Source organism: Jeotgalibacillus marinus (assembly GCF_040801915.1).
Classification (GTDB): domain Bacteria; phylum Bacillota; class Bacilli; order Bacillales; family Jeotgalibacillaceae; genus Jeotgalibacillus; species Jeotgalibacillus marinus.
Window position 1 is genome coordinate 11998 of sequence record NZ_JBFMIA010000006.1, and the last position, 15784, is coordinate 27781.

Genomic DNA, 15784 nt, shown 5'->3' on the forward strand with positions numbered 1-15784 from the left:
AGTGAACTTCACATGGAAAAAGGGCAACTGCTCTATGAAGGAAAAGCGAAGAGATTGTATTCGACAAATGAAGAAGGGATTCTTTGGCTAGAATACAAAGATTCTGCAACAGCTTTTAATGGTGAAAAAAAAGCTAGTATTGACGGTAAAGGGCAGTTAAATAACCTAATAACGAGCTTGCTTTTTGACAAGCTAAAGGAACAAGGAATTGATTCTCATTTTGTTCAAAAGCTTTCAGATCATGAGCAGCTTGTGCGCCATGTGGAGATTATTCCAATTGAAGTAGTCGTAAGAAATGTCGCAGCTGGTTCGTTAGCCAAAAGAATTGGGCTAGAAGAAGGGCAACCGCTGAAGCAAACGATTGTTGAATGGTATTACAAAGATGATGATCTAGGTGATCCGCTGATCAATGAAGATCATATTGCGATTCTCTCTTTAGCCCAACCAAAAGAATTACCGATTTTACGTGAAAAAGCACTTGAAATTAACCAGATTCTTACTGGTTTTTTCAACAACATTGGTGTAGACTTGATCGATTTTAAATTAGAATTTGGCAGAGCGAAAGATGGTTCGATTCTTTTGGCGGATGAAATTTCACCAGATACTTGCAGACTATGGGATTCAAAAACGAAGCAAAGACTAGATAAAGATGTATTTAGAAGAGATTTAGGTAGTTTGAAAGATGCATATCAAACGGTATTTACACGACTGGGAGGGGTTTCATCATGATGAAGGTAAAAATCTACGTAACGTTAAGAGAAAGTGTACTAGATCCTCAAGGAACTGCTGTTAAAAGCTCGCTTCATGCAATGAATTACCATGAAGTACAAGATGTTCGTATCGGTAAGTATTTAGAGGTGACAATCGCACCGTCAGATCGACCAATTGATGAAGTAGTAAGAGAAATGTGCGAAAAACTTCTCGCAAACACAGTCATTGAGGACTTCGAGTATGAGGTGGAGGAGGCCATCACACAATGAAATTTGCGGTGATCGTGTTCCCAGGATCAAACTGTGATATTGATATGTTTCATGCGATTAAAGATGAGCTAGGTGAAGAAGTAGAGTTTGTATGGCATGATTCAGAAGATTTAAGTGGTTTTGATGGAATCTTACTACCAGGCGGATTCTCGTATGGAGATTACTTGCGCTCTGGTTCCATTGCCCGTTTTTCAAATGTTATGAAAGAAGTAGTGAAGGCAGCTGAACAAGGGAAACCAGTACTCGGCGTGTGCAATGGCTTTCAAATTCTACTAGAAGCAGGGTTACTACCAGGTGCGATGCTTCGCAATACTAATTTAAAATTCATGTGCCGTACAGTGGGGCTACGTGTTGAAAATAATGAAACGATGTTTACCACAAGCTTTGATCACGGACAAACGATCCAAATTCCGATCGCCCACGGCGAAGGAAACTACTATTGTGATGACGCAACGTATAAACAGTTACTAGAAAACGGTCAAATTGCTTTTACTTATGAAGGCACCAACCCAAATGGCAGCTTAGGAGATATTGCGGGGATTACGAATGCACAAGGCAACGTACTTGGCATGATGCCACACCCTGAGCGAGCAGTTGATTCGCTCCTCGGAAGCGCAGATGGACTTAAATTGTTTCAATCGATTGTGAAGCATTGGAGGGACTCAAATGTCGTTACAGCTTGAACCAACAGCACAGAATATAAAAGATGAAAAGATTTATCGTGAAATGGGACTAACAGATGAAGAATTTGGCATGGTTGAATCAATTTTAGGTCACTTGCCTAACTATACAGAAACAGGCTTATTCTCCGTCATGTGGTCAGAGCATTGTAGCTATAAAAACTCAAAACCATTATTGAAAAAATTCCCGGTTACTGGCGAACACGTTTTGCAGGGACCAGGTGAAGGAGCCGGTATCGTTGATATTGGTGACGGGCAAGCGGTAGCATTCAAAATCGAAAGCCATAACCATCCTTCGGCAATCGAACCTTACCAAGGGGCTGCAACAGGTGTAGGTGGAATTATACGTGACGTATTTTCAATGGGAGCAAGACCAATCGCGGTTCTTAACTCTTTACGTTTTGGAGAATTGGAGTCTGCTCGTGTTAAATACCTTTTTGAAGAGGTAGTCGCAGGGATAGCAGGCTACGGCAACTGTATTGGGATTCCTACCGTTGGCGGCGAGATTCAATTTGATGCTTCATATGATGGTAACCCGCTAGTCAATGCTATGTGTGTTGGATTAATTGACCACAAGGATATTCAAAAAGGTCAAGCAAAAGGTGTAGGCAATACGGTTATGTACGTTGGCGCGAAAACAGGCCGCGACGGTATTCACGGTGCAACGTTTGCTTCAGAAGAATTAAGCGACACTTCTGATGAAAAGCGTCCAGCTGTTCAAGTGGGCGATCCATTTATGGAGAAACTGCTTCTTGAAGCATGTCTTGAATTGATTAAATCGGATGCGCTCGTTGGTATTCAAGATATGGGTGCAGCCGGGTTAACGAGTTCATCAGCTGAAATGGCTAGTAAAGCAGGTTCAGGAATTGAAATGAATCTAGACTTAGTGCCGCAACGTGAAACAGGTATGACTGCGTATGAAATGATGCTGTCTGAATCTCAAGAACGTATGCTCATCGTCATTAAAAAAGGACGCGAAGAAGAGATTCAAGAACTTTTCCATAAATACGACCTTGATGCAGTAGCTGTTGGTCACGTAACAGACGATAAAAATCTACGTTTGATTCATAAGGGCGAAGTAATTGCAGATGTACCAGCTGATGCATTGGCTGAAGATGCACCTGTGTACCATAAACCTTCAAGTGAACCGAGTTATTATCGTGAATTCCAAGCGATGCATAACGAGGAACCAGTTGTAGACAACATTGAAGAAACGCTTAATGATCTTTTGAAACAGCCAACCATTGCAAGTAAGGAATGGGTTTATGATCAATATGATTACCAAGTTCGTACAAATACAGTTGTCACGCCTGGTTCTGATGCAGCAGTGTTACGTATTCGTGGAACAGAGAAAGCATTAGCGATGACGACCGACTGTAACTCTCGCTATCTTTATTTAGATCCTGAAGTCGGTGGCAAAATTGCTGTAGCTGAAGCAGCGCGTAACATCGTTTGTTCTGGTGGAGTACCACTTGCCATTACAGATTGCTTAAACTTCGGAAACCCAGAAAACCCAGAAATTTTCTGGCAAATGGAAAAAGCAGTTGATGGCATGAGTGAAGCGTGTCACGATCTTGAAGCACCAGTCATTGGTGGAAATGTATCACTTTACAACGAAACAAATGGCACAGCTGTTTACCCAACACCTGTTGTTGGCATGGTCGGTCTAATTGAAAATGTCGAGCACATTACAACTCAGGTGTTTAAAAACGCTGGAGACCTTGTATATGTAATTGGTGAAACAAATACAGAGTTTGGTGGTAGTGAACTACAAAAACTCGTGCATGGTCGTATTTTTGGACAGGCACCAGCACTTGATTTAACAATTGAGAAAAGTCGTCAACAACAATTGTTACAAGCCATTCAACAAGGTCTTGTATCCTCAGCTCACGATCTTGCTGAAGGTGGACTTGCAGTGGCGCTTGCTGAATCAACATTTGGTACGAACGGTCTTGGCGTAGAAGTAGACTTAAAAGGTTCTGCTGTAACAGCTTTATTTAGTGAAACACAATCTCGCTTTTTAGTGTCTGTTGCACCTGAACAACGAAAGGCGTTTGAATCGACAGTAGATGCTGAACTAATTGGCATGGTAACTGACCAAGCTGCAATCATCGTCCGCAATGAAGGTCAAACGGTTGTGAACCGTTCAGTGAAAGAATTTGAAGAAAGCTGGAGAGGAGCGATTTCATGCTTGCTGAGCTAAGAGGGCTTAATGAAGAGTGTGGTGTGTTTGGGGTTTGGGGTCACGAGAGAGCTTCACAATTAACGTACTATGCACTTCAAAGCTTACAGCACCGCGGGCAAGAAGGCGCAGGGATCGTCGTATCTGACGGTCAAAAGCTGAATAGCCATAAAGGAGAAGGGCTTGTAACAGAAGTGTTCAGTCAACAGCAGCTTGATGAGCTCGAAGGTCATGGTGCGATTGGTCACGTACGTTATGCTACAGCTGGTGGTGGTGGCTATGAAAACGTCCAGCCACTACTCTTTCGCTCACAAACTGACGGACTAGCACTTGCGCATAACGGTAATCTAGTAAATGCAAATGCTCTAAAGCATCAACTTGAGCGTCAAGGAAGTATTTTCCAAACAACTTCTGATACAGAAGTGTTAGCTCATTTAATTAAACGTAGTGGCTATGAAAACTTAAGCGAGCGTGTGAAAAATGCGTTAACCATGCTAAAGGGAGCCTATGCGTTTGTTGTTATGACCGAGACTGAGCTTATGGTCGCACTTGATCCGAATGGTTTGCGCCCTCTTTCTTTAGGGCAAATCGGTGATGGGTACGTGGTTGCATCTGAGACATGTGCTTTTGATATTATTGGCGCTGAATATATTCGATCTGTGGAACCTGGAGAACTCTTGATTATCAATGACGAAGGAATTCGTTCAGAGCGTTTCACATATGCAACGAACCGTTCGATTTGTTCCATGGAATATGTGTATTTTTCAAGACCAGACAGTGACATTGATGGTGTTAACATTCACAGTGCACGAAAACGTCTGGGAAAGCAGCTGGCAGTGGAATCTCCGATTGAAGCGGATGTTGTAACAGGTGTTCCAGATTCTAGTATTTCTGCAGCGATCGGATACGCTGAAGCGACAAATATTCCCTATGAAATGGGCTTGATTAAAAATCGTTACATCGGACGTACGTTTATTCAGCCATCACAAGAGCTACGCGAACAAGGCGTAAAAATGAAGCTGTCACCTGTTCGTGGTGTAGTAGAAGGCAAGCGTGTTGTCATGGTGGATGATTCAATCGTCCGTGGAACAACAAGTCGTAGAATCGTGAACATGTTAAAAGAAGCGGGTGCAACAGAAGTTCATGTTGTGATTAGCTCACCACCGATCAAAAATCCATGTTTTTATGGCATTGATATAAGTACACATGAAGAATTGATCGCAGGTTCAAACTCTGTTGAAGAAATTCGTCAAATTATCGGAGCCGACACGCTAAGCTTTTTAAGCGTTGAAGGCATGGTTAAAGCGATCGGACGCCCGGATAGCGATGAAAATCGTGGTCAGTGTGTAGGGTGTTTTACTGGTAAATACCCGACCGAAATTTATCCAGACACGCTTCACCCTTATGAAAAAGAGCTTACTCAATAGGAGGAACTAAAATGTCTAATGCGTACCGTCAAGCAGGTGTTGATATAGAAGCGGGATACGAATCAGTAGAACGGATGAAAAAACATGTGAAGCGAACGAATCGTCCTGGTGTGATGGGTCCTTTCGGCAGCTTTGGTGGTATGTTTGATTTATCATCACTGGACTATAAAGAACCTGTGTTGATTTCAGGTACAGATGGTGTTGGCACAAAGCTGCGATTGGCATTTGCGATGGATCGTCACGATACGATTGGCATTGATTGTGTTGCGATGTGTGTCAATGACATTATTGCACAGGGAGCAGAGCCTCTTTATTTCTTAGACTATTTAGCAGTTGGTAAAGCCGTTCCTGAAAAAATCGAGCAACTTGTAAAAGGGATTGCTGATGGCTGTGAACAATCTGGCTGTGCACTCATCGGTGGGGAAACAGCTGAAATGCCAGGTATGTACGAAGAAGATGAATATGATATGGCAGGTTTTGCTGTAGGAGCTTGTGAGAAAAAAGAGATCGTCACAGGTGAGTCCATTGAAGAAGGTCATGTGCTAATAGGCTTACCGTCAAGCGGGATCCATAGTAACGGTTATTCCTTGGTTCGAAAAAGTCTTCTTGAAGATAAAGGTTATGTGTTAACAGACACGATTGATGGCTTAGATCAACCACTAGGTGAAGTTTTACTCACACCAACGAAACTGTATGCAAAAGCTGTTTTACCGCTTTTAAAGAAGGTTGATGTGAAAGGGATGGCGCATGTAACAGGAGGAGGCTTTTATGAAAATCTTCCTCGTATGCTGCGTGATGATTTGAGCGTTTCGATCCAATTGGGTAGTTGGCCAATTCATTCGATCTTTGACATCATTGGAGAAACTGCCTCTATGACACAAGATGAGCTGTTTCATGTTTTTAACATGGGAATCGGATTTGTTCTTGTGGTAGATAAAGAGGATGTCGATGAAACACTATCTTCTTTAAAAGCAACAGGTGAGACAGGGTATGTTATTGGAGAAGTTACAGGTGCAAATGAAGTCCGCGTATCATTTAAAGCGTAAAAGAGAAGGGGTGACATCATGACGAAAATAGCTGTATTTGCTTCAGGGAGTGGCAGTAATTTCGGCGCGATCTTACAAGCCATTGAACGCAAAGAGCTAGATGCCACAGTTGAGCTCCTCATTTGCGATAAACCAAATGCTTATGTAATGGAGAGGGCACGACAAGCTGGAGTTGATTCTTTTGTTTTTCAAGCGAAATCCTTTTCTTCAAAAGAACAGTATGAGCGAGTGATTCTTGAACAGTTGCAGTCAAAAAATGTCGAATGGATCGTACTCGCGGGCTACATGCGTTTAATAGGAACGGTATTGCTAACGTCGTATGAAAAGAGAATCATCAATATTCACCCCTCTCTATTACCTGCGTTTGCTGGCAAGGACGCGGTTGGACAAGCTATTGATTACGGTGTAAAAGTGATGGGTGTGACCGTTCATTTTGTGGATGAAGGGATGGACACAGGTCCGATCATTTCCCAGCAGTCCTTTCATGTTCAAGGTGACATGAGTCGTTCAGTGATTGAAGACCAAATTCATTTCATTGAACATGAACTGTACCCTGAGACACTCCAACAACTATTTACTAAAAAGGGCGTTCATATGGTGAATGCTAACGAAAGGATGGAGGAATGACGATGGCAAAGCGAGCACTCATAAGCGTATCGGATAAAGCAGGGATTGTGGAATTTGCTGAAGCACTCCACAATCTTGGCTATGAAATCTTGTCAACAGGTGGCACGAAAAATCTGTTAAAAGAAAACAATGTAGCTGTTACAGGTGTCGATGAAATAACAGGCTTTCCTGAAATTCTTGAAGGACGCGTGAAAACGTTGCATCCTTCCATTCATGGAGGACTTTTAGCGAAACAAGATAATGAAGCACATTTAGCTCAGTTAGAAGAACAAGGCATCCAACCAATCGATCTTGTTTGTGTAAATCTTTATCCTTTTCAACAAACAATTGTGAAGCCAAATGTTACAACTGATGAAGCGATTGAAAACATTGATATCGGTGGACCAACGATGCTTCGTGCTGCCGCAAAAAACCATGCTTACATTACGGTGGTAGTGGACGCGCTTGATTACGACACCGTTCTTGAGCAACTAAAAGAAGATGGCGCAGTTGATTTTGCTACACGACGTAAGCTCGCGGCGAAAGTTTTCCGTCACACAGCTGCGTATGACGCTTACATTTCTCAGTATTTAACCAAAGCAGTTGGGGAAGAAAATCCTGAGCGCATGACACTTACATATGAAAGACAGCAGGATTTACGGTACGGTGAAAATCCACACCAACAAGCTGCTTTCTATCGTAATCCACTGGGCTCTGAATTTTCGATTGCACACGCGAAACAACATCATGGAAAAGAGCTTTCGTACAATAACATTAAAGATGCGGATGCTGCACTTCAAATTGTAAAAGATTTTGATGAACCAGCAGCAGTAGCAGTGAAGCATATGAACCCATGTGGTGTTGGTACGGGAGAAGGTCCTTTTGAAGCCTTTCAAAAAGCGTTTGAAGCTGACCCAACGTCGATTTTTGGTGGGATTGTCGCTTTCAATCGTGAAGTAGATGGAAAAACAGCTCAAAAGCTTGTTGATATCTTTTTAGAAATTATTATTGCTCCTGCCTTCACAGAGGAAGCAATGGAAATTTTAACAACAAAGAAAAACCTTCGCTTACTGACTGTTCCATTTGACCGTAAGAAAGAGCATGAATTAATTTACACATCCGTTGAAGGTGGATTACTTGTACAAGAACAAGATCATTTCACACTCCAAAATGCAGATGTTCGAGTGGCAACGGATCGCAAGCCTACTGAAGAAGAATGGGCAGCTATGAAGATGGCTTGGAAGGTTGTGAAACACGTTAAGTCCAACGCAATCGTCGTGGCTGATGCTTTCATGACCCTCGGAATCGGAGCGGGTCAAATGAATCGCGTCGGTGCAGCTAAGATCGCACTAGAACAAGCGGGAGAAGGAGCGAAAGGTGCTAGTCTGGCATCTGATGCATTTTTCCCGATGGATGATACCGTAGAAGCCGCAGCCAAAGCGGGAATTACATCGATCATTCAAACTGGAGGCTCCATTCGTGATGAAGACTCCATCCGTAAAGCGAATGAATATGGGATTACAATGGTTTTAACGGGTGTTCGTCACTTTAAACACTAATTACTGATCTGTAAGATGTTCCATGTCCAAAGCATCTTACTCATGTCCATGTCTATTCGGCTGACTCGCTCAATTTGAGTCAGCCCCTTTTTTAATCTAAAAGATAAAGAGTAAAAGGAGTGTCACCATGAATGTTCTTGTGATTGGTCGAGGAGGAAGAGAACACGCAATTTGTTACTCGTTGTCAAAAGCTCCCTCTGTTAAAACGGTTTTTTGTGCCCCTGGGAATGCGGGTATTTCGGATGTAGCAGAACGTGTGGCAATCGAAGAAAATAACCATGCAGCTTTGGTGAATTTTGCTAAAGAAGAAAACGTGGAATTAACGATTGTGGGACCTGAACAACCTTTAGCTGAAGGGGTTGTAGATGTATTTTTAGCAGAAGGTCTGGCTGTTTTTGGTCCAACAAAAAAAGCGTCAATCATTGAAGGAAGTAAATCATTTGCGAAAGACTTAATGAAAAAGTATAACGTCCCAACGGCAGCTTATGAAACGTTTACTGATGCTGACCAAGCAAAGAGCTATATACAAAAGCAAGGTGCCCCGATTGTCATTAAAGCAGATGGCTTAGCAGCTGGAAAAGGTGTGATTGTTGCGATGACACTCGAGGAAGCGATAACGGCAGTAGATGATATGCTCGTTCACGGTCAATTTGGCTCCTCATCTGCACAAATTGTCGTTGAAGAGTTTTTACAGGGTGAAGAATTTTCTTTAATGTCTCTTGTTCACGAAGATGTTATCTTGCCACTAGAGCTCGCACAGGATCATAAACGAGCATATGATGGCGATCGTGGACCAAATACTGGTGGTATGGGAGCTTACTCACCAATACCACATTTGCCAAGAAATTTGACGTCAGATGCACTTGAAACGATTGTACAACCAGTCGTTGATGCGATGATTGCAGAAGGTCGTCCGTTCACAGGAGTTTTATATGCTGGATTGATTATGACAACGGGAGGACCAAAAGTCATCGAATTTAATGCACGCTTTGGAGACCCAGAAACTCAAGTGGTCCTTCCACGGTTAGAATCCGATTTAGCACAGGTGATTTTACAGTTGCTAAAAGGAACAAAGCCAGAAGTTGTTTGGTCAGAAAAATCACTGGTAGGCGTCGTATTAGCCGCCGAAGGCTATCCGGGAAAGTATGAAAAAGGTCTGTCATTAAACGCTTTTGAACAACAAGATCAAGAAACGATGATTTTTCACGCGGGTACGGAATGGGAAGAAAATAAACTTATTTCAACTGGTGGAAGAGTATTGCTCCTTGCTACAGCTGGTGGAACCATTCAAGAAGCTCAACAAAAGATATATGAAAAAATAGAGAATAAAAATACTGCAGGCCTTTTTTATCGAAATGATATTGGACATCGTGCAATAACAAAATAATTTTAAAAATGAACCTGATTATGGGTTCATTTTTTTATTTAAATAGTAGTGTTGACCGCTGGAGTTGTTTTGTCTCTTTTCTAGAGAAAATCTTTTTGCACCGATCGTTCTACAAAGAAAGGTCGTTTTATGAAGTAAATGAACATATCGTACATACTAATCGACACCAAAAGTTAACTTATTATATGAAGCGTAAAAAAGCGCTCATAAAATGTTGGAAAAGTCAGATAGTTTAGGTCTTTATAACTATTTAAGGTATATAGCAACTGATGATAATATAATAGCAGAGAAATTAAGAAAATGACTCTTTTAAAATCTGAACGGCTGTAATCAGCTTGATGATCACACCAGATAAAGGCAAACCAATTGAAAAGTTGGGACGCAAAGCCAACGGGTCTACGGCATATCAAGAAATGAATGCCAAGACGGCTGGGCTGCCTGAGGTACTGCACATTAGTATTTTAGGAGGGGGATAAATGGGTCAGACAATAGAACTTGATTTAGAATGGGTAGCCTTGATTCAAGAAGCGTTAGGAGCAGGTATTACTGAACAAGAAATTAATGATTGTTTAAAAGGGAATGACTGCCAATAAGAGGCGTGTTTGCAGGAGCATTTTTACTTTCATAAATGAATGAAAAATGACCTAAGCGAAAGCTCGCACAGGTCATTTTTGATTTTTTCGCCATTTATTGAACTCAATAAATTCTTTAAACTGGTCTTTTGAAATGCCTGAATCCATTGCTGATTTAGCTAAAATTATCCACTCTGTGTCCATGTTCGTTTGTTTATCGTCTGGGTCTAGTAAAGAATTAACCTTCACACCTAATACTGGAGCAATCTTTTCTAAGAATTGAATGGAGGGATTTTGTTGAAGATTTCGCTCTAATGAACTTACGTATGATTTTGCAACACCCGCTTTTTCAGCTAGTTCAGAAAGCGAGATTTTTTTTTCTTTACGTAAAGACTTTACCCGGTCACCAATCATAAACATCACCTACCTTGAATCGTATTGATTTTCAATATAAAGTAATTTTACCATACTCCTTTAGAATGGACACTATAACGCACGAATAATTATAAAAACCACAACTCCAATTTATGGGTTAGATGATAAATTTTACATTAAGAAGGCTTTTTAAAATTTTCACTCAAAAAAGCGCCAAAAGATAATTTCCTTTTGGCGAATGAGTATAGGGTATTATAAAATTGTCTTGCGATCATTCCCGCTTGAACTTTTATTTATTCCCCTACTTCTGTTGTTTCGTTATAAAGTGAGTTGCATGTTTCGTTTTCCCATCTTAGTGCATCGTCCATCCAACGGTCTTTTCGATCCCATAATGCGACGATCGGACAAAAGTGAAGAAAACCTTCTGCTATCTTCATGGCACCAAGGAAAGCAAGTAAAGCATAAGGTTGTCTCCAAGGTTTTCTAATCATTCGATCGATGGCAATACTTAATAATGAAAATCCAATTACCGTGCGAATAAATGAATTTGTACTTCCGATGTTTGGTTGCATAGCATCCATCTCCTAATGTGTAAGAATTGTGAAAACGCTTCATTTTTAATACCTAACTTCCGCTTTTCTTTAGTGCAGTAATTCACAAGATATGGTACGATGAAAATAAAATGGATACTTTTTTTCTAGCACAAGTGCCAGGAGGGATCAATAAGAATGAAACAACGATTTCCATGGAAAATTCAACATCTACGACAGCATACAGCGATTCTTGACGGCAGTGTGGCGCCGACCCTTGTCTTAAAGGATGCAAATTACCTTAATTCATCACTTAAAATGTGGCAAAAAGGGAATATATGGATTTATAAAGATCGCATTGTTTACGTGGGTAAAGATTTTCCATCCAATAGTAAAAATTGTGAAATCATTGATATGACGAATAATTGGGTTGTCCCTGGATATATTGAGCCCCATGTTCATCCTTTTCAGCTTTATAATCCCCATTCTTTCGCTGAATATGCATCGCAAACAGGCACGACAACATTTATACAAGACAACCTTATGCTTCTTTTACTGAACGACAAAAAGAAAGCGCTTCCTTTTATTCAGCAGTTTAAATCTTCACCGCTATCTTTTTACTGGTGGACCAGACTTGACTCACAAACTGAACTTGTGGAAGAGGATGAATTATTTACAAATGGAGAAATCAGAAATTGGTTGGATGATCCGAGTGTTCTTTTAGCAGGGGAACTAACAAGCTGGCCAAGACTGATGGATGGTGATGATTTGCTTCTTAGTTGGATGCAAGAAGCAAAGCTGAATTATAAACGGATAGAGGGACATCTGCCAGGTGCATCCGAAAAAACGATTGCCAAAATGACATTGTTTGGTGTGACAGGTGATCATGAAGCGATGACTGGAGATGAAGTGTGGACGCGTCTCGAACAAGGATTAGCGGTCACATTAAGACATTCGTCCATCAGACCGGACTTACCAAGATTGATTAAAGAGTTAAAAGAAAAAGGTCTTCGCTCGTTTGATAATTTCATGTTGACAACAGACGGTTCAACGCCGACTTTTTATAAAGAAGGTGTCATGGATCGTTTAATTTCAATAGCAATTGAAGAAGGAGTGGACCCGATTGAAGCGTACCATATGGCTTCTTTTTCGATTGCGAAATATTACCGTATGGAATTTATGCAAGGAATGATTGCGACGGGGCGAATGGCAACGTTAAATATTTTAACATCTCCTCAAAATCCAACCCCAGTTTTCGTTCTGTCGAAGGGTCAGTGGATGAAAAGGGATGAAGAACTCGTTTCTAACACGAAACAACCTGATTGGTCTACAATTAAAGCTTTAGATATAGATTGGGTCTTACAAGAAGATGATCTTCAATTCTCTATGCCTTGTGGAATTGAAATGATTAATAATGTGATTACAAAACCATATTCGATTCAGCTTGATGCATCAAGAGAAGAATTGAATCGCTCAAATGATGAATGTTTTTTACTGTTAATAGACCGCAATGGTAAATGGAAAATCTCTACGTTGTTAAAAGGGTTTGCCCGTGATCTTGGGGGTCTTGCTTCTTCATACTCAAATTCAGGTGACATTATTGTACTCGGCAAAAGTAAAAAAGACATGATAGCAGCCTTTGAGCGAATGAAACAACTTCAAGGGGGAATCGTTGCTGTTGATCAAGGTGAATTGATTCATGAAATTCCTTTATCCATTGGAGGCGTTATGTCTAATGATCCAATGGAGAAGATCATAGATGATGAAAGTCGTTTAAGAGAAGTGTTACAAGAAAGAGGATATATGCATGAAGATCCTGTATATACTTTGTTATTTCTTTCGTCGACTCACTTACCATATATCCGTATTACACAACGTGGTCTTTATGATGTAAAAAAGAAAACGGTACTCTTTCCTACGATAATGCGTTAAAATAAGAAAGTAAGTAAATCCCTATATAAGAGGTGTACTTTACATGAAAATCATTTTATTTATTTGTATGGCATTGATTTTAGTAGGCTGCAGCCAGGATCAAGAACAGTCACAGCAAAATCCAGTAGGCACATATGAAGAGGGAGATACTAATACCGATCTTTACCCACTTACTGGAGAAGAAATGCAAACGGCAAATGATCAGCGAGCTGTTTCGGTCGTGTTAAACAATCACCCAAGTGCTCGTCCACAAAGTGGTCTTGCAGAGGCAGATGTTGTGTATGAAATACTAGCAGAGGGGAAAATTACTCGACTACTTGCGATTTATCAAAGCACTTATCCAGAGCGGACGGGTCCGATTCGCAGTGCGCGTGATTACCACATTAACGTAGCAAATGGCTATGATAGTTTTTTTGTTTCTCATGGTTACAGTCCAGATGCTTTAGAAATGCTCGATAATGGTGTGATTGAACATATGAATGGTATTCAATACGAAGGGCAATGGTTTGTTCGTTCATCAGATCGTGTAGCTCCGCATAATTCATATAGCGGGCGAGAATTAATCGAAGAAGGTGCTGAACAAAGAGGAATTTCGCTCGAAGGTACCCCCGCTGGAATGGCGTTCACACAAGGCGAGGAAGTAGTTGATGACGGGCAATCTGCACAATCGTTCACAGTGTCCTATGATGATACTAGTGATTTATACACAAGCACTTACGATTATGATACCTCAACGGGTACATACTCACGAATAAACAATGGTGAAACAACGATTGACCAAGAAACAAATGAAGCAGTAGCCATTTCAAACATTATCGTTTTAGAAACTGATCATCAGGTAATTGATCAAGAAGGACGCTTAATAATTGATTTGGTTTCTGGTGGAGATGCTTATGTGTTTCAGCAAGGACAGTGGACAGCGATGACATGGCGTGATGTTGATGGGCGAATGGTTCCTTATTTAAATGGAACACCTGCACCATTATCGCCGGGTATGAGCTGGATTCACATTATCCCAACATCAAGTGGATTTGAACAATCCGTTACGATACACGAATAATTTTAAAGGAGTAGTGCATACATTATGCAAATTGAAAAACTAAGAGGAAAAGAACTAGACCAGTTATTTAATGCGGTTTTGTCACTTAAAGACTTAGATGAATGCTACGAATTTTTTGACGATCTTTGTACGATCAATGAAATTCAATCACTCTCTCAACGCCTTGAAGTTGCGCGCATGTTACGTAAAGGTAAAACATATCATAAAATAGAAACTGAAACAGGTGCAAGTACAGCGACTATTTCACGCGTTAAACGCTGCCTGAACTATGGCAATGATACCTATTCAATGGTGTTGGATCGCGTTGGTGATGAAGAGGAGTAACAGAAATGAAATAATGTACGAATCTAACTGGAACAAGCGCTTCCTCCTTCTGAGGGCGCGCTTTTTTGTTTTATTTCGGCGGCCACAAGCAGTCCTCATTCCGATGTTTAGCCATAGTCTACCGACCGAATCGATTATTTGAACATTTCTACACTTTATTCCAATAATTCTCACCTTTTTTCTCCCACGCTCTCATCTTTAAGCTTCACCCTATCGATGCTATAATGAAACGGATAAAGTTTCACGAAGAGTGTAATGAAATGGAGGATTCACCTATGTATGACGTCCAGGAATGGAAGCACGTATTTAAACTTGATCCGGCTAAAGAGCTTTCAGATGAAGCTGTAGAAAAAATCTGTGAGTCAGGTACGGATGCAGTCATGATTGGGGGTTCGGACGGCGTGACACTCGATAATGTATTAGATTTGTTGGTGAAAGTTCGCCGCTACACCGTCCCTTGCGTGCTAGAGGTATCCAACCTTGAGTCGGTCACACCTGGATTTGATTTATACTTTATCCCAACAGTGTTAAATTCGAACAATCCTAAGTGGGTTACTGGATTACATCATGAAGCCCTAAAAGAACATGGCGACCTAATGAATTGGGATGAAATTATGGCAGAAGGCTATTGCATTGTTAATCCTGATTGCAAAGCAGCAAAACTGACTGATGCCCAAACGGACCTAACAAAAGATGATATTATCGCTTATGCACGAATGACAGAGCGCCTATTTCAGTTACCGATATTTTATTTGGAATATAGTGGCGTGTACGGCGACCCTGAGATTGTCCAAGCCGTTCAAAATGAGGTGACCAATGCAACGTTTTTCTACGGTGGAGGAATAACATCTAAAGAAAAAGCAACTGAAATGGCAGCACACGCTGATGTGATCGTCGTTGGCAATTTAATTTATGAAAACCTTTCAGAAGCATTAAAAACAATCGTGTAAGAGGTTGAAGTGAGAATTTTTTGTCCAACAAGCAGTTGGATGCGACTAGAAAGCAGTTCATTGTCGGCATTTGAAAGTAATTAATCAAAATCAACATTCTTATGAGAAACTAGATTTTCAACAAGCTAGTAAAAGAGATGATTTTACATTATAATAAGAACAAATGTTCTAGAG

16 protein-coding genes and 1 riboswitch are annotated in these 15784 nt (G+C 40.8%); of the genes, 14 read left to right on the forward strand and 2 right to left on the reverse strand.

What is annotated here, in order from left to right; genetic code table 11:
- Positions 1 to 12: 12 nt before the first annotated feature.
- The 10 genes from purC (at position 13) to sinI (ending at position 10460) form a co-directional block, all read left to right on the forward strand.
- Positions 13 to 729, forward strand: coding sequence for a phosphoribosylaminoimidazolesuccinocarboxamide synthase (purC, locus tag AB1471_RS08705; RefSeq protein ID WP_367779368.1), 717 nt, complete (start codon positions 13 to 15; stop codon positions 727 to 729).
- Positions 726 to 980, forward strand: a complete 255-nt coding sequence (purS, locus tag AB1471_RS08710; protein WP_367779369.1) for a phosphoribosylformylglycinamidine synthase subunit PurS — start codon at positions 726 to 728, stop codon at positions 978 to 980. The genes purC and purS overlap by 4 nt, the downstream gene beginning before the upstream one ends.
- Positions 977 to 1663, forward strand: coding sequence for a phosphoribosylformylglycinamidine synthase subunit PurQ (purQ, locus tag AB1471_RS08715; protein ID WP_367779370.1), 687 nt, complete (start codon positions 977 to 979; stop codon positions 1661 to 1663). Before purS ends, purQ begins: the two co-directional genes overlap by 4 nt.
- Positions 1647 to 3863 carry a phosphoribosylformylglycinamidine synthase subunit PurL gene (gene purL / locus AB1471_RS08720; RefSeq protein ID WP_367779371.1) on the forward strand — a complete coding sequence of 739 codons (2217 nt, stop codon included), beginning with the start codon at positions 1647 to 1649 and terminating at the stop codon, positions 3861 to 3863. The genes purQ and purL overlap by 17 nt, the downstream gene beginning before the upstream one ends.
- Positions 3848 to 5269 carry an amidophosphoribosyltransferase gene (gene purF, locus AB1471_RS08725; RefSeq protein ID WP_367779372.1) on the forward strand — a complete coding sequence of 474 codons (1422 nt, stop codon included), beginning with the start codon at positions 3848 to 3850 and terminating at the stop codon, positions 5267 to 5269. The genes purL and purF overlap by 16 nt, the downstream gene beginning before the upstream one ends.
- An 11-nt stretch (positions 5270 to 5280) precedes the next feature.
- Positions 5281 to 6315, forward strand: a complete 1035-nt coding sequence (gene purM, locus AB1471_RS08730) for a phosphoribosylformylglycinamidine cyclo-ligase (protein ID WP_367779373.1) — start codon at positions 5281 to 5283, stop codon at positions 6313 to 6315.
- 18 nt (positions 6316 to 6333) lie between these two features.
- Complete coding sequence (purN, locus tag AB1471_RS08735) at positions 6334 to 6942, forward strand: phosphoribosylglycinamide formyltransferase (RefSeq protein WP_367779374.1); 609 nt, start codon at positions 6334 to 6336, stop codon at positions 6940 to 6942.
- A 2-nt stretch (positions 6943 to 6944) separates the two neighbouring features.
- Positions 6945 to 8480: a bifunctional phosphoribosylaminoimidazolecarboxamide formyltransferase/IMP cyclohydrolase gene (gene purH, locus AB1471_RS08740; protein WP_367779375.1), complete on the forward strand. Its 1536-nt coding sequence runs from the start codon at positions 6945 to 6947 to the stop codon at positions 8478 to 8480.
- 127 nt (positions 8481 to 8607) lie between these two features.
- Positions 8608 to 9867 carry a phosphoribosylamine--glycine ligase gene (gene purD, locus AB1471_RS08745; protein WP_367779376.1) on the forward strand — a complete coding sequence of 420 codons (1260 nt, stop codon included), beginning with the start codon at positions 8608 to 8610 and terminating at the stop codon, positions 9865 to 9867.
- 346 nt (positions 9868 to 10213) lie between these two features.
- Positions 10214 to 10309: riboswitch (cyclic di-GMP riboswitch) on the forward strand.
- 34 nt (positions 10310 to 10343) lie between these two features.
- Complete coding sequence (sinI, locus tag AB1471_RS08750) at positions 10344 to 10460, forward strand: DNA-binding anti-repressor SinI (protein WP_367779377.1); 117 nt, start codon at positions 10344 to 10346, stop codon at positions 10458 to 10460.
- Positions 10461 to 10532: 72 nt separating this feature from the next.
- On the opposite strand, the gene AB1471_RS08755 is transcribed toward sinI, so the two are convergent.
- Both AB1471_RS08755 and AB1471_RS08760 read right to left on the reverse strand, forming a co-directional pair.
- Positions 10533 to 10853, reverse strand: coding sequence for a helix-turn-helix domain-containing protein (locus AB1471_RS08755; RefSeq protein ID WP_367779378.1), 321 nt, complete (start codon positions 10851 to 10853; stop codon positions 10533 to 10535).
- A 254-nt stretch (positions 10854 to 11107) separates the two neighbouring features.
- Complete coding sequence (locus AB1471_RS08760; RefSeq protein WP_367779379.1) at positions 11108 to 11386, reverse strand: YgaP family membrane protein; 279 nt, start codon at positions 11384 to 11386, stop codon at positions 11108 to 11110.
- 156 nt (positions 11387 to 11542) lie between these two features.
- On the opposite strand from AB1471_RS08760, the gene AB1471_RS08765 reads away from it, so the two are divergent.
- From AB1471_RS08765 to pcrB, 4 genes are all read left to right on the forward strand, one after another.
- On the forward strand, positions 11543 to 13276 hold the full coding sequence (locus AB1471_RS08765; protein WP_367779380.1) for an adenine deaminase C-terminal domain-containing protein: 1734 nt from the start codon (positions 11543 to 11545) through the stop codon (positions 13274 to 13276).
- Positions 13277 to 13319: 43 nt separating this feature from the next.
- Positions 13320 to 14336 carry a DUF3048 domain-containing protein gene (locus AB1471_RS08770; protein WP_367779381.1) on the forward strand — a complete coding sequence of 339 codons (1017 nt, stop codon included), beginning with the start codon at positions 13320 to 13322 and terminating at the stop codon, positions 14334 to 14336.
- Between the two features lie 24 nt (positions 14337 to 14360).
- The gene (locus AB1471_RS08775) at positions 14361 to 14660 is read left to right on the forward strand and encodes a YerC/YecD family TrpR-related protein (RefSeq protein WP_367779382.1); all 300 of its coding nucleotides are present in this window, start codon (positions 14361 to 14363) and stop codon (positions 14658 to 14660) included.
- Between the two features lie 275 nt (positions 14661 to 14935).
- Positions 14936 to 15610 carry a heptaprenylglyceryl phosphate synthase gene (gene pcrB / locus AB1471_RS08780; protein WP_367779383.1) on the forward strand — a complete coding sequence of 225 codons (675 nt, stop codon included), beginning with the start codon at positions 14936 to 14938 and terminating at the stop codon, positions 15608 to 15610.
- The last annotated feature ends 174 nt before the right edge of the window (positions 15611 to 15784 follow it).